18 protein-coding genes are annotated in these 16,139 nt (G+C 61.3%); 16 read left to right on the top strand and 2 right to left on the bottom strand.

Going from position 1 to position 16,139, the window contains the following annotated elements:
* Window positions 1-115 precede the first annotated feature (115 nt).
* The 6 genes from ACYVOC_RS17165 to ACYVOC_RS17140 all read left to right on the top strand — a co-directional run bounded on the left by ACYVOC_RS17165 (window position 116) and on the right by ACYVOC_RS17140 (window position 5,907).
* The gene (locus ACYVOC_RS17165; RefSeq protein WP_461162573.1) at window positions 116-1,567 is read left to right on the top strand and encodes a malonyl-CoA decarboxylase; all 1,452 of its coding nucleotides are present in this window, start codon (window positions 116-118) and stop codon (window positions 1,565-1,567) included.
* A 34-nt stretch (window positions 1,568-1,601) separates the two neighbouring features.
* Window positions 1,602-2,426, top strand: a complete 825-nt coding sequence (locus tag ACYVOC_RS17160) for an enoyl-CoA hydratase/isomerase family protein (RefSeq protein ID WP_461162572.1) — start codon at window positions 1,602-1,604, stop codon at window positions 2,424-2,426.
* Window positions 2,427-2,442: 16 nt separating this feature from the next.
* Window positions 2,443-3,999 (top strand): malonate--CoA ligase, encoded by a 1,557-nt coding sequence (locus ACYVOC_RS17155; protein WP_461162600.1) that lies wholly within the window; start codon window positions 2,443-2,445, stop codon window positions 3,997-3,999.
* 123 nt (window positions 4,000-4,122) lie between these two features.
* Window positions 4,123-4,581: an IPTL-CTERM sorting domain-containing protein gene (locus ACYVOC_RS17150; protein WP_461162571.1), complete on the top strand. Its 459-nt coding sequence runs from the start codon at window positions 4,123-4,125 to the stop codon at window positions 4,579-4,581.
* A gap of 194 nt (window positions 4,582-4,775) precedes the next feature.
* Window positions 4,776-5,294, top strand: a complete 519-nt coding sequence (gene xrtH / locus ACYVOC_RS17145; RefSeq protein ID WP_116003268.1) for an exosortase H — start codon at window positions 4,776-4,778, stop codon at window positions 5,292-5,294.
* Window positions 5,284-5,907 (top strand): exosortase H-associated membrane protein, encoded by a 624-nt coding sequence (locus tag ACYVOC_RS17140; protein ID WP_461162570.1) that lies wholly within the window; start codon window positions 5,284-5,286, stop codon window positions 5,905-5,907. Before xrtH ends, ACYVOC_RS17140 begins: the two co-directional genes overlap by 11 nt.
* Before the next feature lie 47 nt (window positions 5,908-5,954).
* Here the strand turns inward: ACYVOC_RS17140 and ACYVOC_RS17135 are convergent, their stop codons facing one another.
* On the bottom strand, window positions 5,955-6,398 hold the full coding sequence (locus ACYVOC_RS17135; RefSeq protein ID WP_116003270.1) for a universal stress protein: 444 nt from the start codon (window positions 6,396-6,398) through the stop codon (window positions 5,955-5,957).
* Between the two features lie 108 nt (window positions 6,399-6,506).
* Between ACYVOC_RS17135 and ACYVOC_RS17130 the strand changes: the two genes are divergently transcribed.
* The 10 genes from ACYVOC_RS17130 (at window position 6,507) to rraA (ending at window position 15,128) form a co-directional block, all read left to right on the top strand.
* Window positions 6,507-8,927: a heavy metal translocating P-type ATPase gene (locus ACYVOC_RS17130; RefSeq protein ID WP_461162599.1), complete on the top strand. Its 2,421-nt coding sequence runs from the start codon at window positions 6,507-6,509 to the stop codon at window positions 8,925-8,927.
* An 18-nt stretch (window positions 8,928-8,945) separates the two neighbouring features.
* Entirely contained in the window at window positions 8,946-9,083 is a 138-nt protein-coding gene (gene ccoS, locus ACYVOC_RS17125; RefSeq protein ID WP_116003272.1) for a cbb3-type cytochrome oxidase assembly protein CcoS, read from the top strand.
* A gap of 63 nt (window positions 9,084-9,146) precedes the next feature.
* A complete protein-coding gene (gene ccoN / locus ACYVOC_RS17120) occupies window positions 9,147-10,589 on the top strand; it encodes a cytochrome-c oxidase, cbb3-type subunit I (protein WP_116003273.1) in 1,443 nt (480 codons plus the stop codon).
* 18 nt (window positions 10,590-10,607) lie between these two features.
* Window positions 10,608-11,237, top strand: a complete 630-nt coding sequence (ccoO, locus tag ACYVOC_RS17115) for a cytochrome-c oxidase, cbb3-type subunit II (protein ID WP_116003274.1) — start codon at window positions 10,608-10,610, stop codon at window positions 11,235-11,237.
* Between the two features lie 9 nt (window positions 11,238-11,246).
* Entirely contained in the window at window positions 11,247-11,384 is a 138-nt protein-coding gene (locus ACYVOC_RS17110; protein ID WP_116003275.1) for a cbb3-type cytochrome oxidase subunit 3, read from the top strand.
* Window positions 11,385-11,408: 24 nt separating this feature from the next.
* Window positions 11,409-12,326, top strand: a complete 918-nt coding sequence (gene ccoP, locus ACYVOC_RS17105; protein ID WP_461162569.1) for a cytochrome-c oxidase, cbb3-type subunit III — start codon at window positions 11,409-11,411, stop codon at window positions 12,324-12,326.
* A gap of 83 nt (window positions 12,327-12,409) precedes the next feature.
* Window positions 12,410-13,834, top strand: a complete 1,425-nt coding sequence (gene ccoG / locus ACYVOC_RS17100; RefSeq protein WP_116003277.1) for a cytochrome c oxidase accessory protein CcoG — start codon at window positions 12,410-12,412, stop codon at window positions 13,832-13,834.
* Window positions 13,835-13,882: 48 nt separating this feature from the next.
* Window positions 13,883-14,155 (top strand): FixH family protein, encoded by a 273-nt coding sequence (locus ACYVOC_RS17095; protein WP_116003278.1) that lies wholly within the window; start codon window positions 13,883-13,885, stop codon window positions 14,153-14,155.
* A gap of 58 nt (window positions 14,156-14,213) precedes the next feature.
* Window positions 14,214-14,507 carry a hypothetical protein gene (locus ACYVOC_RS17090; RefSeq protein ID WP_116003279.1) on the top strand — a complete coding sequence of 98 codons (294 nt, stop codon included), beginning with the start codon at window positions 14,214-14,216 and terminating at the stop codon, window positions 14,505-14,507.
* 117 nt (window positions 14,508-14,624) lie between these two features.
* A complete protein-coding gene (gene rraA, locus ACYVOC_RS17085) occupies window positions 14,625-15,128 on the top strand; it encodes a ribonuclease E activity regulator RraA (RefSeq protein WP_461162568.1) in 504 nt (167 codons plus the stop codon).
* On the opposite strand, the gene ACYVOC_RS17080 is transcribed toward rraA, so the two are convergent.
* The gene (locus tag ACYVOC_RS17080; RefSeq protein WP_461162567.1) at window positions 15,117-16,067 is read right to left on the bottom strand and encodes a DMT family transporter; all 951 of its coding nucleotides are present in this window, start codon (window positions 16,065-16,067) and stop codon (window positions 15,117-15,119) included. The genes rraA and ACYVOC_RS17080 overlap by 12 nt on opposite strands.
* Between the last annotated feature and the right edge of the window lie 72 nt (window positions 16,068-16,139).

Below are 16,139 nucleotides of genomic sequence, written 5' to 3'. Positions count from 1 at the left end.
ACTGTTGCTGAAAGCGCCGACGGATCTGCGGATCAGGTCGGCGCTTTTGCTTTGGTGTTGTCGCAATGGCGGTGATACACAATCGGGGGAGTCGCAGTCTTTTTCGATGGAGCCCATGACCACCGCACCCGAATGGATCACCCGCAATGTTTCGCGCCTGCGCGGTGCCCGACCCGCAGCCGATGCAGCCCCGGCCTCCGTAGCCGCAAAACCCGCGGCCGAGCGCAGTACCCATGAGCGCCTGCAGGCCACGCTGCGCCGTGGCACCGAGGCACTCGCGCCGCGTGCCCTGCGCCGCCTGCTGGCCGACCTGCAGGAGGTGGTGGCGCCCCGGGTCAGCGAGATGGAAGGGGGGACCCGCGCCCAGGCGGTGGCCGCCTGGTACGCGCAGGCCGAACCGGGCGAGCGGCGCGACATGTGGCTGCTGATGAGCGAGCAGTTTGCGCCCGACGCCACGCGCTTCAAATCCGCCCGTGTACGTTACGAGGCGGCAGCGGGCACGGAAGAGCAGGGCCAGGCCGAAATCGGCCTGCGCCGCGCGATGGTTTCGCCCCGCACGCGCCTGCTGCAGCGTTTTGCGGTGTTTCCGCAAGGCATGCGGTTTTTGGTGGACTTGCGTGCCGAACTGCTGCGCGCCTTGAAAGGCGACAAGCGCCTGCTGGCGCTCGATGCCGAGCTGGAGCACCTGTTCTCTACCTGGTTTGACGTGGCCTTCCTGGAGTTGCGGCGCCTATCCTGGGATTCGCCAGCCTCGCTGCTCGAAAAACTCATCCAGTACGAGGCCGTGCACGACATCCGCAGCTGGGCCGATTTGAAGAACCGCCTCGACAGCGACCGCCGCTGCTATGGATTTTTCCACCCGCGCCTGCCTAACGAGCCTTTGATTTTTGTCGAAGTGGCCCTGGTGGACCATATCTCCGGCAGCATCACGCCGCTGCTCGACGAGACAGCCGCGCACATGGATATCGGCAAATCCACCACGGCGATTTTTTATTCCATCAGCAACACGCAAACCGGCTTGCGCGGCGTGAGCTTTGGTGACTCGCTCATCAAGCATGTCGTGGAGACGCTGCAGCAGGAGTTTCCGCGCTTGCGCACCTTTGCCACGCTGTCGCCGATTCCGGGTTTCCGTGCGTGGTTGGGCAAAAATGCAGGCGCCATGCTCGAGCGCCTGGACGAGCGGCGTCGCGCTGAGCTGGGCCGCGCAGTGGGCTTCGAGTCCGCACAGGCTGCACACCTGCTGGACGCTGTGGACAAGGCGCAGGCGCTGGATGAACGCTCGCCCGTGCGCCAGTTGCTGCTGCAGTGTGCTGCGCACTACCTGGCCCGCGAGTTGGTGGATGGCAAGCCCGTAGACCCTGTGGCGCGCTTCCACCTGGGCAATGGTGCACGGGTGGAGCGCCTCAATTGGGCGGGAGACCCGTCAGCCAAGGGCCACAAGCAGTCGTACGGACTGATGGTGAACTATTTGTACGACCTCAAGCGCATCGACAAGCACCGCAGCCTGCTGGCCGAGGGCAAGGTGGCCGCATCGCGCGAGATCGAAAGTCTGAGCGCCTTGCGCTGAACGGGCGCAGGGGGGTGGGGGAGTGAAGGAATCCATGGAAACAACCGCAGAAGTGGCGGCGGCGCGGGCCGCTGGAGAGGCCGGCGATGCCGGTGTAGTGCTGGTCACCGTGCGCAACAGCGGGCGGCTCAACGCCATGTCGCGGGCCATGTGGCGCCAGTTGCGCAGTGTTTTTCTGGGCATCCAGCAGGATGCCAGGGCGCGCTGCGTGCTCATCGAAGGGGCGGGCGGCGCTTTCTGCGCAGGCGGAGACATTTCGGAATACCCAGCCTTTCGCTTCGACCCAGCGGCGTTGCGAGACTTTCATGAGAACGATGTCTGGGGCGCTCTGCAGGCCATGCTCGACTGCGACGTGCCCATCGTGGCGCGCATCGATGGCGCCTGCATGGGCGCAGGCGTGGAGATCGCCAGTTGCTGCGATATCCGCATTGCCGGAGCAGGTTCGCGCTTTGGCGCACCCATTGCGCGCCTGGGTTTTCCGATGGCCCCGCGCGAGGCACAGCTCGTGGCGGGCGCCGTGGGGGAGCTGACTGCGCGCCAGATGCTGCTGGAAGCCGCCACCTTTACGGCGCCCGAGATGCTGGCGCGTGGATTCCTGAGCCGCGTGGTGCCCGACGAGCGGCTCGGCGCCGAGGCCCTGGGCACCGCCCTGCGCGTGGCCGCGCTGGCACCGCAGGCCGCCCGCCTGAACAAGCAGACGCTTCGGGCATTAAGAATGCCTCCAGCGCTTGATGGTCAAGCGCCAACAGCTATCGAAAATGAAGCACATGGCGCTGCGGACCCATACGCCTACGCGCCCAGTGCCGAACACCGTGAGGGCATCACCGCCTTCCTTGCCAAACGCCCGCCTGTGTTTTGACCCCGCCATGACCACAATGCCCCCCAACGAAAGCCTCTTCGCCGCCCTGCGCGCGGCCTTTCCCGCCGACCTGGACGCCACGGCCATCGAAACCACCGCGCCCGATGGCACGCCGCTGTACTACACCTGGGGCGACATCGACCGCGCCAGTGCGCGCATGGCCAATTTGCTGGGCTCGCTGGGTCTGCCCGATGGCAGCCGCGTCGCCGTGCAGGTGGAAAAATCGGTCGAGGCCTTGCTGCTGTACCTGGCCACGCTGCGTGCGGGCTATGTCTTTTTGCCGCTCAACACGGCGTACCAGAGCGCGGAGATCGAATACTTCATCGGCAACGCCGAGCCTGCGGTGGTGGTGTGCACGCCGGGCAACTTTGGCTGGGTGTCGAAGATCGCCTTCACGGCCGGCACGCGCCATGTGTTCACGCTGGGCGAGAACCGCGACGGCAGCCTGCTGGAGCGCGCCGTGCACCATGCCGACACGCACGAGGTGGCGCGCCAGGGCGCGGACGATGTGGCCGCCATCCTCTACACCAGCGGCACCACGGGCCGGAGCAAGGGGGCGATGCTGACGCACGGCAACCTGCTGTCCAACGCGGCGATGCTGAATGACTACTGGGGCTGGCGCCGCGACGACGTGCTGATCCACGCGCTGCCCATCTTCCATGTGCACGGGCTGTTCGTGGCCATCCACGCGGCGCTGCTGGGCGGCAGCAAGATGATCTGGCTGGCGAAGTTCGACCCCCAGGCCGTGATCGCCGCGCTGCCGCGCGCCACCGTGTTCATGGGCGTGCCCACGCTGTACGTGCGCATGCTGGGCGAGGGCGCGCTCACGCGCGAAGCGGCCAGCCACATGCGCCTGTTCATCTCGGGCTCGGCGCCGCTGCTCATCGAGACCTTCCGCGACTGGCAGGAGCGCACCGGCCACACCATCCTGGAGCGCTATGGCATGAGCGAGACCATCATGCTCACCTCCAATCCTTACCAAGCCGATGCGCGCCATGGCGGCCAGGACGAGCGGCGCGGCGGCACCGTGGGCTTCCCGCTGCCCGGCGTGGGCCTGCGCGTGGTGGGCGACGACGGCCAGGCATTGCCCGGGGGCGAGACCGGAAACATCCAGGTGCGCGGCGCCAACGTGTTCAAGGGCTACTGGCGCATGCCCGAGAAAACGGCCGAGGAATTCACCCCTGACGGCTGGTTCAAGACCGGTGACGTGGGCGTGGTGGACGGGCGCGGCTACGTGCGCATCGTCGGCCGCAGCAAGGACCTCATCATCAGCGGCGGCTACAACGTCTACCCGGCCGAGGTAGAGGCCACCATCAACGAGCTGCCCGGCGTGATGGAAAGCGCCCTGGTCGGTGTGCCGCACCCTGATTTCGGTGAGGTGGGCGTGGCGGTGGTCATTGCCAGGCCGAGTGCCGCGCTGGACGGCGAGGTGATCCTTGCGCAGCTCAAGTCCCAGCTGGCCAACTTCAAGGTTCCCAAGCGCTGCTTTGTCGCTGCGGAACTGCCCCGCAACACCATGGGCAAGGTGCAAAAGAACCTGCTGCGCGCGCAGTACCAGGGGCTGTTTGCCTGAAAAAATGCACACGCCCTGTATACATAAAGGGCATGAATGCTATTAAAGTGGTAGCTATTATCGTTTGATGAATAAGCGATAGAGGTCAAAAATTCCCGAAATCAACGTAGCGCTAGCACCCGAATGTGCGAATGCATCAGCGGACGAAATGCCCCGTCGCTGGCGGCTCTGGAGCGCAATGGAGGCCGCTGCCGACAGCACCAGGCGGTACCCTACACCACTGGGGCCGTTACGGCCAACTGCACGGTTAACGCGAGCTTTGGTGTCGTGCCCCCGACCAGTTACCCCATCAACATTTCTGCCAGCGCCGGTGGCAGCGTGGTGTGCAGCCCCAACCCCGTGCCGCATGGCGCCAGCGCCACCTGCACCGCCACGCCCAACACAGGTTACCGCTTGACGGCTTGGGGCGGCCAATGCAGCGGCAATACCCCGTCGTGCACCCTGGCTGCGGTGACTTCGGCCACCAGTGTCACAGCGCAGTTTGCGTCGGCGCAGGCCATTCCGACCCTGGGTGAATGGGCTATGCTGCTGCTCTCGGGCCTGATGGGTATTGCCGCGCTGGGGGTGCTGCGCAGGTGGTGATGGCCGTTCGATTCGTTTCACTGTCTTTGAGAGCGACTCATAAAACTCTTCTGGCGTTGTTGCCGCGTCTGGTTGTACTGCCTGCGGCGCAGCGCCTCGCCAGAACAGAACCGCTTTGCTGGGTTTTGTGATCCACTCTTGATCCTGCCGGCCAGTGCGGGCACGGGTGATGCTGCGCTTAAACTTGTGGACTCATGTTGCGTTTTTTTAGTATTTTTGGTGTCTCCCTGCTGGTCCTGTTTCGCATCGACATGCTCGAGAGCGTGCAGCGCACGGTGATTGCCCCCTGGTCGGACTGGCTTGCCGTCCTCAGCTTCTTGTGCATGACCCCTTTCGACCCGGATGTGATGCATTCCGGGCGGCTGCTTTACAGCCCATCGACGGGTTTTGCTGTGTCCATCGAAGCGGGGTGCAATGGCATCGAGGCGGCGATCGTGCTGATTGCGGGCGTTTTGGCCTTCCCCGCCACCTGGACTCAAAAGGCCTGGGGCTTTGCCATAGGCTTTGGTGCCATACAGGTGGCCAACCTGCTGCGCATCATCAGCCTGTATTACCTGGGGCGCTGGAATATGCAGTGGTTCGAGTTTGCCCACCTCTATTTGTGGCAGGCTTTGATCATGCTCGATGTGCTGGTGGTCTGGTTGCTATGGATGCGCTGGGTGGGCCGGCAAGCGGCCCGGGCTGAGATCTCCCGCACTGCCCATGCGATCTAATTCTTTGCCGCTGTTCCTGTTGCTGTCGCTGGCCGGGCTGCTGTGCCTGATGCCGGTGTGGTATTTTTTTCTTGCGCCTTGGCTGGCCGTGCCAGTGTTTTACATGGCGGGCGAGGCTTTATCCAACTTGTTCCATTGGGTGGTGATTTACCAGCCCACAGGAACCCAGGCGACGCTGTTGACCAGCCTGCAGTTCATTGCCGAACAAGGGCAGGGCCGATCGGGCAAGCTGGCGCCGGTGGTGGAGTATCGAATCCACGGTTATGGCCTGGTGATGCTGTGGGCCATGTTGCTTGCTTCACGCCCTGCGGCACTGGTGCAAAAACTGTTGCTGGGGACCGGGGCTATGTTGGTTGTTTCGGCTGTGAGCGTGGCGCTGCAATGGCTCAATGAAGTTTTCAATCGCTCCGGCGCCCTTGTGCTTGCGCAAACCCGGGCGCCCACTTGGCTGGTGGAGGCGGTGGAATTTGGTTTCCACTTCAACCTTTTTATTTTTACCGCTCTCGCACCCGTTCTTTTGTGGGTGCTGATGAACCGCCCGTTTGTGCAGGCTTTGTGGAGTGATGCAATGGTTGTGCCGCCACAGGCAGCACGTTCAGATCAACCTGAGTAGTACGACAAGACGCGGCAACAACGCCCAGAAGAGTTTTGTGAGTCGCTCTAACGCAGCACCAGCACCGGGATGTGCGAATGCGTCAGCACATGCTGCGTTTCGCTGCCCAGCAGCAAGCGCTTGATACCTTTGCGGCCATGTGAGGCCATCACGATCAGGTCGCACTTGTGTTTCTTGGCAGCGGCAATCACGGCCTCGGCTACCAGGTCGGACTTGGCCACTATGGCCTTCACCGTCAGGCCCTGGGTTTCGCCTTTGTCTTTGATAGCGTCGACCATGGCTTGCGCAGCATCGCTCCATTGCTTCTCGATGCGGCGAATATCGCTGGCGTCTACGGGCAGGCCCCCTTCAAAGTAGCTGCGTGGGTAGCGGGGAACCACTTTCAGCGCGATCACGGTCGCTCCCGTGAGCGCGGCGAGCGAGAGGCCGCTTTCCACGGCTTTGTCAGACAGCTCCGAGCCGTCGGTGGCAATCAGGATGCGTTTGTACATAAGGGCTCCTTGGGTGGCAATGCTTTGATTAAAGTAAAAAGTTCGGTTTTTGAGTTGATTCAAGTCAATCAATTCCAGGTGCAAAGACGGTAAGCTTGCGCCATGTCAATGATTTCCATAACGGCTCCGGATACGCGAGAGGCGTCGGCTGTCTCGTTCGTGCCGTTTTTGCCTGTCGGACCGGGCGCGGAAACGCTGCTCGACGACCCGCAGGAGTGGGCGTCGTTTGGCCGCCAGTGCGCCGATACGGCGCAGCAGGGCGGGGCATGGGAGTCGCATGTCGTCGTCAAGGGCATGCATTGCGCTACCTGTGCGCTGACCATTGAAGAAGCCTTGCGTGCCGTCCCCGGTGTGGCGCAGGCTGAAGTCAGCGCCGCAACGCAGCGCGCTCGCGTGGTGTGGCAGCCCGGTCAGGTGCTGCCTTCGCAGTGGCTTGCCGCGGTGCGCAAGGCCGGTTACCAGGCCTTGCCGGCCATGGACGCCATGGCGCGTGAGCAGCGCGTGCGCGAGCACCGCCAGGCCCTGTGGCGCTGGCTGGTGGCCGGGTTCTGCATGATGCAGGTCATGATGTACGCATGGCCTGCCTACATCGCCGATCCCGGGGATTTGACGGCCGAAATGGAGCACTTGCTGCGCTGGGCATCCTGGGTCATTACGCTGCCCGTGGTGATTTTTTCCTGTGGCCCGTTTTTTGGAAATGCGCTGCGTGACATCCGCCAGCGCCGCGTGAGCATGGATCTGCCAGTAGCGTTGGGCATGGCCATCACTTTTGTGGTCAGCACAGCGGGCACGTTTGAGCCCGATGGCGTTTTTGGTCGCGAGGTGTATTTCGATTCGCTCACCATGTTTGTTTTCTTTCTGCTCACCGGGCGCTGGCTGGAGCTGCGCCTGCGCGACCGCACAGTGGGCGCGCTCGAAGCGGTGATGAACCGCCTGCCCGACAGCGTGGAGCGGCATGGTGCTGACGGCAGCTTTGAGCGCGTGGCGGTGCGTAGGCTGGTGCCTGGCGATGTAGTGCGGGTGCTGCCGGGCGAGGCCTTTCCGGGCGACGGCAGCATTACCGAAGGCACCACACGGGTAGACGAGGCGCTGCTCACGGGTGAGTCCGTGCCCCTGGCGCGTGGCGTGGGTGGCACAGTGGCAGCGGGCAGTTACAACCTGCAGTCGGCAGTGCTGGTGCAGGTGAAACAGGTCGGGGCTGAGACGCGGTTTGGTCAGATCGTGTCCCTGATGGAAAGCGCCTCGCTGCAAAAACCCCGCCTGGCGCGCATTGCGGACCAGGTTGCGCGCCCATTCTTGGTGCTGGTGCTGCTGGCAGCAGGGGCCGCCGCATTGTGGTGGTGGCCTACCGATCCCAGCCATGCTTTGATGGTGGCGGTTTCAGTGCTGATTGTGACCTGCCCCTGCGCCTTGTCGTTGGCGACACCCGTGGCCATGCTGTCGGCTGCTGGGGCCTTGGCGCGCCAGGGCGTGCTGGTGCGCAACCTGCAGGGGCTGGAAGCCCTTGCGTCCATTGATACCGTGGTGTTTGACAAGACGGGTACGCTCACCCGCGACGGCATGGCCGTGCGCGGCGTGCATGGCAAGGCGGAACTGGCCGCCGACGAAGCACTGGTGCTGGCGGCTGCGTTGGCGCGCCATTCGCTGCACCCTGTTTCGCGCGCCCTGGTGGCTGAAGCCACGCGCCGCAAGCTTGAGAACTCTGCGCGTTGGTCATTCGATGAAGTGCAGGAAGAGGCAGGCGCCGGGCTGAGCGCCCTGGTGCACAGCGCCGACGGGGCGGGTACCGCACGGCGCCTGCTGTTGGGTTCGGCGCGCCACGTGGGGAGTGCTGCTGCGCAGGAGCCTGGAGCTCTCCAGCAAGTGTTTTTGGCCTGGCAGCAGGAGGGTCAGGTGCCGCAGCAACTGGCTGTTTTTGACCTGAGTGAAGACTTGCGCCCCGAAGCCGCAGCTGTCATGAATGCTCTGCGCGAGGCGGGCATTGGCGTGCAATTGCTCTCGGGCGACCGTGCGCCTGCCGTGGCGCGGCTGGCGGCGCAGGCGGGCATTGCACGATGGCAGGGCGATTGCTCACCCCAAGACAAACTCGATGCGCTGCTGCGCCTGCAAGAGCAAGGCCACCGCAGCGCCATGGTGGGCGATGGGTTGAATGACGGGCCGGTGCTTGCCGGAGCGCATGTATCGTTCGCCTTTGGCCGCGCGGTGCCTCTGGCGCAATCGCGCTCTGATTTTGTGGTGTTGGGCGATGATCTTTCGCTCGTGCCCCAGGCCATTGACCTGGCCCGGCGTACTTTGCGTGTGGTACGCCAGAACCTGTGGTGGGCCGCAGGGTACAACGCATTGTGCGTGCCGCTGGCGATTGCGGGCTATATGCCTGCCTGGCTGGCGGGGCTGGGCATGGCGCTCAGTTCGCTGCTCGTCGTTCTCAATGCAGCGCGCCTGACATCGCCCCTGGCGGCTCTTCCGGGCGTTGCCGGTTCGAGCCCAACTGCCCTGTCGGCCGCCTCTGTAGCGGCCCAACCTGCCTGATACGTGGAGATTGACGCTATGGACATTCTTTATCTCCTGATTCCTTTGTCAGTAGCGCTGGTTTTACTGATTTTGCTGGGGCTGTGGTGGGCTGTTTATCGCGGGCAGTTCGAAAACGTCGAGCAAGAGGGCGAGCGGATTCTTCGGGACGGTTGACGCGCGTCAATATGTCAACAGTGTAAGTAAGGTTATTATTTCTACAGAACTAAGAGGTACCCGATGGATTCACCAAAAAGCACTCAAATGGCGCACTACAACGACACGGTAGTGCGCCAGTTTTCGATCATGGCCGTGGTCTGGGGGGTGGTGGGCATGCTGGTTGGCGTGTTCATCGCCGCGCAGCTGGCTTGGCCTGAACTCAACTTCGGCATCCCATGGCTGAGCTATGGGCGGTTGCGCCCCTTGCACACCAATGCGGTTATTTTTGCCTTTGGCGGCAGTGCACTCATTGGCACCAGCTATTACGTGGTGCAGCGCACCTGCCAGACGCGGCTGTTCGCCGGGCCTCTGGCATCGTTCACGTTCTGGGGCTGGCAACTGGTCATTCTGGCTGCCGCCATCAGCCTGCCGCTGGGTTACACCCAGGGCAAGGAATACGCTGAACTCGAATGGCCCATCGACATCCTGATCACGTTGGTCTGGGTTTCTTATGCCATCGTGTTCTTCGGCACCATTGGCATGCGCAAGGTCAAGCACATTTATGTGGCCAACTGGTTCTACGGTGGCTTCATTCTGGCGGTGGCACTTTTGCACCTGGTCAATAGCGCGGCCATTCCGGCGGGCTTCATGAAGAGCTACTCGGCCTATGCCGGTGTGCAGGATGCCATGGTGCAGTGGTGGTATGGCCACAATGCCGTGGGTTTCTTCCTGACCGCAGGCTTCCTGGGCATGATGTATTACTTCATCCCCAAGCAGGCAGGCCGCCCGGTATACAGCTATCGCCTGTCCATCGTGCACTTCTGGGCGCTGATCTTCACCTACATGTGGGCAGGTCCGCACCACCTGCACTACACCGCATTGCCCGACTGGACGCAGTCCGTGGGCATGGCTTTCTCGCTGATTCTTCTGGCGCCCAGCTGGGGCGGCATGATCAACGGCATCATGACCCTGTCGGGAGCCTGGCACAAACTGCGTGATGACCCCATCCTGCGCTTCCTGATCGTGTCGCTGTCGTTCTACGGCATGTCCACGTTCGAAGGCCCGATGATGTCCATCAAGACTGTCAACGCACTTTCGCACTACACCGACTGGACCGTGGGCCACGTGCACTCGGGTGCCTTGGGCTGGGTGGGTCTGATCACCATGGGTTCGCTGTACTACCTGATTCCGCGTCTGTTTGGCCGAGAAAAAATGCACTCCATCAAGGCGATTGAGTTGCACTTCTGGCTGGCCACCATTGGCATCGTGTTGTATATCGCAGCGATGTGGATCGCCGGTGTGATGCAGGGCCTGATGTGGCGCGCTGTCAATACCGACGGCACCTTGACCTATACCTTTGTTGAAAGTGTGAAGGCGACCTATCCCTTCTATGTGATCCGTGTCATGGGTGGCGTGCTGTACCTGACGGGCATGCTGATCATGGCCTGGAATGTGTGGGTGACCGCCATTTCCGGTCGCTCGGTGGCCGTGACCATCCCCGCAGTCAAGCCTGCCCACGCCTGAGATTCGAGGTAAATCGACATGTCACAAAACAACAATGCTTCCAAAGGTTTCACGCATGAGACGGTGGAAACCAACAACTTCCTGATGATCGTCCTGATCGTCTTGGTGGTTGCTGTCGGTGGATTGGTGGAAATCGTTCCACTGTTCTTCCAGAAGTCCACCACCGAGGCCGTCAAGGGCGTGGAGCCTTATGCAGCGCTGCCTCTGATGGGGCGCGACATTTATCTGCGCGAAGGTTGCTACAACTGCCACTCGCAAATGATTCGCCCCTTCCGTGCAGAAACCCTGCGCTATGGCCATTACTCTACGGCGGGTGAGTTCGTGTACGACCATCCGTTCCAGTGGGGCAGCAAGCGCACCGGCCCCGATCTGCACCGTGTGGGTGGAAAGTACAGCGATGAATGGCATCGCATCCACCTGAACAATCCCCGCGATGTGGTGCCCGAGTCCAATATGCCCGCCTATTCCTGGCTGGAGAAGACCACTCTGGATCCTTCGGATGTGACTCCGCGCATGAAGGCTTTGCGCACGGTGGGTGTGCCGTACACCGACGCGCAGATTGCTGCTGCGCCGGATGAAATCAAGGGGAAGACGGAAATGGATGCCCTGGTCGCTTATCTGCAGGGCATGGGCCGCGCGCTGAAATAGGAGCGGGTTATGGACATCACTACGTTGCGCATCGTTTTTACGTTGCTGTCGTTTGCCTGCTTCATCGGGATCGGAATCTGGGCCTATTCGCGCAGCAACCGTGCCCGGTTTGACGAAGCAGCACGGCTTCCTTTTGAACAAGATTGATTTCCACCAGAACGAGAACACACCATGAGTGACTTCACCAGTAATTTCTGGTCGGTTTATGTGGCCGGGCTGACCCTCATTGGCATCATTGCCTGCATGCTGCTGCTGTGGATCACGGCGCGCAAGAAGGTCGTATCCACCAGTGACAACACCACGGGCCATGTCTGGGACGAAGACCTGACCGAGATGAACAACCCCATGCCCCGCTGGTGGATGTGGATGTTCGTGTTGACCACTGTTTTTGCGCTGGGCTACCTGGTCTTGTACCCGGGGCTGGGTAGTTTTGCTGGCAAGCTGGGCTGGACTCAGCTGGGTGAGTACCAACAGGAAATGGACAAGGGACGTGCCGAGATCGAACCTCTCTATGCCCGTTTTGCTGCCATGACACCCGAGCAAATCGCGGCCGATGGTTCGGCCATGGCGATTGGCGAGCGTCTGTTCATGAACAACTGCGCCCAGTGCCACGGCTCTGATGCCCGTGGCAGCAAGAGCTTCCCTAACCTCACCGATGGGGACTGGCTGCACGGCGGTACACCCGAGAAGATCAGCGAGACCCTGCACCAGGGGCGGGTCGGTAACATGCCCCCCATGGCCGAGGCCGTGGGTAATGCAGACGACGTGCGCAACCTGTCGCACTATGTGCTGAGTCTGTCGGGTAGCCCGCACGATTCGCTCCGCGCTTCCTTGGGCAAACCCAAGTTTGCTGCGTGCGCCGCGTGCCACGGCATGGACGGCAAGGGTAACCAGGCCTTGGGAGCCCCCAATCTGACCGATGACATCTGGTTGCACGGCTGGGGCGAAGAGGCCATTACTGCGATGATCAACAAGGGCAAGGTCAACGAAATGCCCGCCCAGGCGGGTAAGCTGACGGACGCACAGCTGAGCGTTCTGACCGCCTATGTGTGGGGGCTCTCTCATAAGGCGGGTGCGGCGGCACAATAAGGCTTAATGCCTGGTTTGACAGCGGTGGCGCCGGTGGGCGCCATCGCGCTGTGATTGCCTCCCTGTTCTGAGAAGTCTGCACCATGAATACACCCAGCGGAAAACCCCGCAAGGTCATCCCCATCGCCACGGACAGTGACGTGGGAAGCTTGTTCGAAGCGCAGAGAAAAATCTATCCACGCTCCATCAGCGGGTTTTTTGCCCGGTGGCGTTGGTTCATGGTGGTTTTGACGCAGTTGGTTTTCTATGGGCTGCCGTGGCTTGAATGGGGGCAGCGTCAGATGGTGCTGTTCGATCTGGGGGCACGGCGCTTTTACATTTTCGGGTTGGTGTTGTACCCACAGGACTTCATCTACCTCACGGGTTTGTTGATCATCTCGGCGCTGTCGCTGTTTTTGTTTACAGCGGTGGCGGGGCGTCTGTGGTGCGGTTTTGCCTGTCCGCAAACGGTTTACACAGAAATTTTCATGTGGATCGAGCACAAGATCGAGGGTGATCGCAGTGCACGCCTGCGCCTCGATGGCAGCCCCTGGACCTTTGAGAAGGTCTGGAAAAAGTCCCTGAAGCAATTCACTTGGATCGTGATTTCAGTCTGGACTGGTTTCACCTTTGTAGGTTATTTCGTCCCCATCCGTGAGCTGGGTGCGGAGCTGCTGGCTTTGAGCGGCAGCTGGCAAATTTTCTGGGTGCTGTTTTACGGTTTTGCCACCTATGGCAATGCCGGCTTCCTGCGTGAGCAGGTGTGCATGTACATGTGCCCTTATGCGCGCTTTCAGAGCGCGATGTTCGACCCCGACACCCTCATCGTGACCTACGACGTTGCACGCGGCGAACCTCGGGGGCCACGCATCAAAACCGTAGATCACAAGGCCAAGGGTCTGGGGGACTGCATTGACTGCACGTTGTGCGTCCAGGTGTGTCCGACGGGTATCGATATCCGCGATGGCTTGCAATACGAATGCATTGGCTGTGGCCTGTGTGTCGATGCCTGCAACACTGTCATGGATAAGATGCATTACCCGAGTGGGCTCATTCGCTTCTCTACGCAAAACGGTGTCAGCAAGGGTTGGGGAAAAGCAGAAATACTGCGCCGGGTCATTCGTCCGCGGGTTTTGATCTACAGCGCAGTGCTGGTTGCCTTGTGTGTGGGCATGCTGGTCAGCTTGGTGGTGCGCACGCCTTTGAAGGTGGACGTGGTGCGTGACCGGGCGTCCTTGTCGCGCATCGTCGCGGGGGGCAAGCTGGAGAACACGTACCGCTTGCAAATCATGAATGCCACCGAGACAACGCAGCGTTACCGCATCAGTGCCCAAGGGTTGACGGGGTTGGAAGTGGTCTCCGAGCCCGAATTCGAGATCGCGGCCGCGGAGTCGCGCTGGGTGGTCGTGCGGTTGCAGATCCCTTATGGGTCGGCCGCCCCGGGCTCGCATACCGTGCATTTCAATATCGCAGCCGTTGATTCAGCCGCGCGCGTCGATGAGAAAGCAGTTTTCCTGGTGCCCCGCTGATCCTGCGGCATCAACCGCCTGTATGTCCTCTTATTTGAAAGCACCTTTATGGCGTTGAACCCTGATCGCAAAACCGATGCACGGCCGTGGTGGAAGTTTGGCTATATGTGGCTGGTCGTGGGGGGACCCACCGTGGTGGTTGTCGCAAGCTTCATCACGCTCTGGCTGGCCATACGCACGCCCGATCCAGTGATTGCGGAAGATTATTACCAGCGTGGAATCAATATCAACCAGACGCTGGAGTCGCCTGAAAAAAACCTGGTGCCTGCCATGAAGGGTCGCAACCATGCGGCCACTCCGCAGCACAGCCTGCCGCGTTGAATGTGCATGGCACTGGACCAGCGCTCTACCCGATCGATCTGACAAGGAGAAATGCACGATGTGGACCCAACGCTTGATGTGGATTGCCTGGCCCGCCTTTTTGATGGCGGGCGTACTCGAAGCGCTGGTTTTTGCCTTCATCGATCCGCAGGATCTCCATTGGTTCGGTCAGCCCATCACGCTGTCGCGCGAAGGCGTTTACACGATTGCATTCTTTGTGTTCTGGATCGTTACCATGGTTTCAAGTGCCATGACGACCTTGCTGGCGATGTCACCGTTCGAAGTGAATCGCTGCCCGTTTCCCATAGACCAGCGCCCGGCAGGCTGCCACAAATCCAGCCCTTGTAATTAAATCCAAGAAATACCCACCTGCCATAGCCTTTTCGTCATGGCGTGGTGGCGGTCGCCCGCGCTGCACAAACGATATGTTTGAAATTTCATGGATGAAGCCTCACGTTTCTGACGCTCTATGACCCTCCTTACCGCCTTCAGTACCTGCGACTTGTGTGATGCCCATAAGGGCAACGACAGTGGCACATTCCGGGTCTTGCCGCCCGTCTTTTCCAGCTTTGGCGGGCTTGCTGCTTTTGCTGGAATGGTGACGACCGTCAAATGCTTTGAAGACAATTCGCTCGTGAAGGCAGCGCTCGATACCCCGGGCGATGGCCGAGTGCTGGTGGTGGATGGGGGCGGCTCGCTGCGGCGCGCCTTGGTTGGCGGAAACCTGGCCGCTGCTGCTGCACGCAATGGCTGGGCCGGCATCGTGGTGGATGGCTGTGTGCGGGATGCGGCCGAACTTCATGCTGCCCCAGTGGGTGTGCGTGCGTTGGCGCTGATGCCTTTGCCCACGGAAAAGCGCAACGAAGGCCAGCGCGATGTGGTGGTGGTGCTTCAGGGTGTGGCGGTGCGCCCTGGGGATTGGTTGTACGCCGATGCCGACGGCATCGTGGTCGGCGCCACCTCATTGCACTGATCGAATTCGCCACGCCAGCCGGGACGGCAGGGTGGCCAACAGCACTCCAGCCAAGGCAATCGCGCAGGCCAGCCACTGCAGTGCGTGCAGCGTCTCACCCAGCCACACAACACCCACCAGGGTGGAGCTGACAGGTAGAAAGACCGTGAAAATACCACCTTGCGCGGCGGGCACGGTCTTGAGGCCCGTCATCCACAACCAGACGGTCCAGATGCAGGCTGCGAGTGCATAGAACACCAGGAGCACCCAGGTGTTCCATTGCACGGGTGCAAAGTCGAAATCCCACGCCGCGTACAACCCCAGCGGAGTGGATAGCGCAAACCCCCACAGATTGATGAGTGACGAAATCCGCTTGGGTCCCAGCGTGTCCGTGAGCTTCTTGCCGATCACCGAGTACGCTGCTTCACACACCACTGCTGCCAGTAAAAGCAACTGACCCAGCCAGATCATTCCTTGGGTGTTTTCGGTCCCAAACGCTTTTGCAACAAGCGGTAGCTGCTCTTGTTTTGAGAGTGAAAAAAGTGCAATGCCAAGAATGGCACAAGCGATTGCCAGCCCAGTGCGCTGCGTGACCCGTTCGTTCAGAAAAACCCAGCCCATGACCGCAATCGCCGCTGGAATGGCCGCCAAGATGACGCCTGCAGTCACGGCCCCCGCCCATTTGACGCCGGTAATCATGCACACCGTGAACAGAAAATTCCCCAGGAACGACTCGGCGAACAGCAGCCAACGGGTGCGTGCATCCAGTGGCGCTTCTTCCGGCGGCTTGGGCAGCCAGTGCAGCATGGCTACGGCGCCGATGCCGAACCGCAGCCAAGCCAGCAGAAACACGGGCAATACGGCGGCCAGGGGTTTGGACAGCGCCACGTAGCAACCCACCAGAGTCATGCTCAGTGCCAGGTAGCCATAGGCGAGAGGGCGGCTGGGAGGTGGACTCAATGCGAAACCGTCTGAGATGAATAGACGCACATCATCCCTGATCTGGCAATCTGGATGGGCGAAAAAACAGGT

The organism is Simplicispira piscis (assembly GCF_054783455.1).
The sequence above is the reverse complement of the archived record's forward strand: the minus strand, read 5'-3'. Positions and strand labels throughout refer to the sequence as shown.

Excerpts from the sequence above, each read along its gene's own strand:
- ACYVOC_RS17150 (WP_461162571.1), top strand. The coding sequence starts at position 4,123 with ATGTGCGAATGCATCAGCGGACGAAATGCCCCGTCGCTGGCGGCTCTG.
- ACYVOC_RS17095 (WP_116003278.1), top strand. The coding sequence starts at position 13,883 with ATGGCGTTGAACCCTGATCGCAAAACCGATGCACGGCCGTGGTGGAAG.
- ACYVOC_RS17165 (WP_461162573.1), top strand. The coding sequence starts at position 116 with ATGACCACCGCACCCGAATGGATCACCCGCAATGTTTCGCGCCTGCGC.
- ACYVOC_RS17140 (WP_461162570.1), top strand. The coding sequence starts at position 5,284 with ATGCGATCTAATTCTTTGCCGCTGTTCCTGTTGCTGTCGCTGGCCGGG.
- ACYVOC_RS17110 (WP_116003275.1), top strand. The coding sequence starts at position 11,247 with ATGGACATCACTACGTTGCGCATCGTTTTTACGTTGCTGTCGTTTGCC.
- rraA (WP_461162568.1), top strand. The coding sequence starts at position 14,625 with ATGACCCTCCTTACCGCCTTCAGTACCTGCGACTTGTGTGATGCCCAT.
- ACYVOC_RS17130 (WP_461162599.1), top strand. The coding sequence starts at position 6,507 with ATGATTTCCATAACGGCTCCGGATACGCGAGAGGCGTCGGCTGTCTCG.
- ACYVOC_RS17160 (WP_461162572.1), top strand. The coding sequence starts at position 1,602 with ATGGAAACAACCGCAGAAGTGGCGGCGGCGCGGGCCGCTGGAGAGGCC.
- ccoG (WP_116003277.1), top strand. The coding sequence starts at position 12,410 with ATGAATACACCCAGCGGAAAACCCCGCAAGGTCATCCCCATCGCCACG.
- xrtH (WP_116003268.1), top strand. The coding sequence starts at position 4,776 with ATGTTGCGTTTTTTTAGTATTTTTGGTGTCTCCCTGCTGGTCCTGTTT.
- ccoP (WP_461162569.1), top strand. The coding sequence starts at position 11,409 with ATGAGTGACTTCACCAGTAATTTCTGGTCGGTTTATGTGGCCGGGCTG.
- ACYVOC_RS17155 (WP_461162600.1), top strand. The coding sequence starts at position 2,443 with ATGCCCCCCAACGAAAGCCTCTTCGCCGCCCTGCGCGCGGCCTTTCCC.
- ccoS (WP_116003272.1), top strand. The coding sequence starts at position 8,946 with ATGGACATTCTTTATCTCCTGATTCCTTTGTCAGTAGCGCTGGTTTTA.
- ACYVOC_RS17135 (WP_116003270.1), bottom strand. The coding sequence starts at position 6,398 with ATGTACAAACGCATCCTGATTGCCACCGACGGCTCGGAGCTGTCTGAC.
- ccoO (WP_116003274.1), top strand. The coding sequence starts at position 10,608 with ATGTCACAAAACAACAATGCTTCCAAAGGTTTCACGCATGAGACGGTG.
- ACYVOC_RS17090 (WP_116003279.1), top strand. The coding sequence starts at position 14,214 with ATGTGGACCCAACGCTTGATGTGGATTGCCTGGCCCGCCTTTTTGATG.
- ccoN (WP_116003273.1), top strand. The coding sequence starts at position 9,147 with ATGGATTCACCAAAAAGCACTCAAATGGCGCACTACAACGACACGGTA.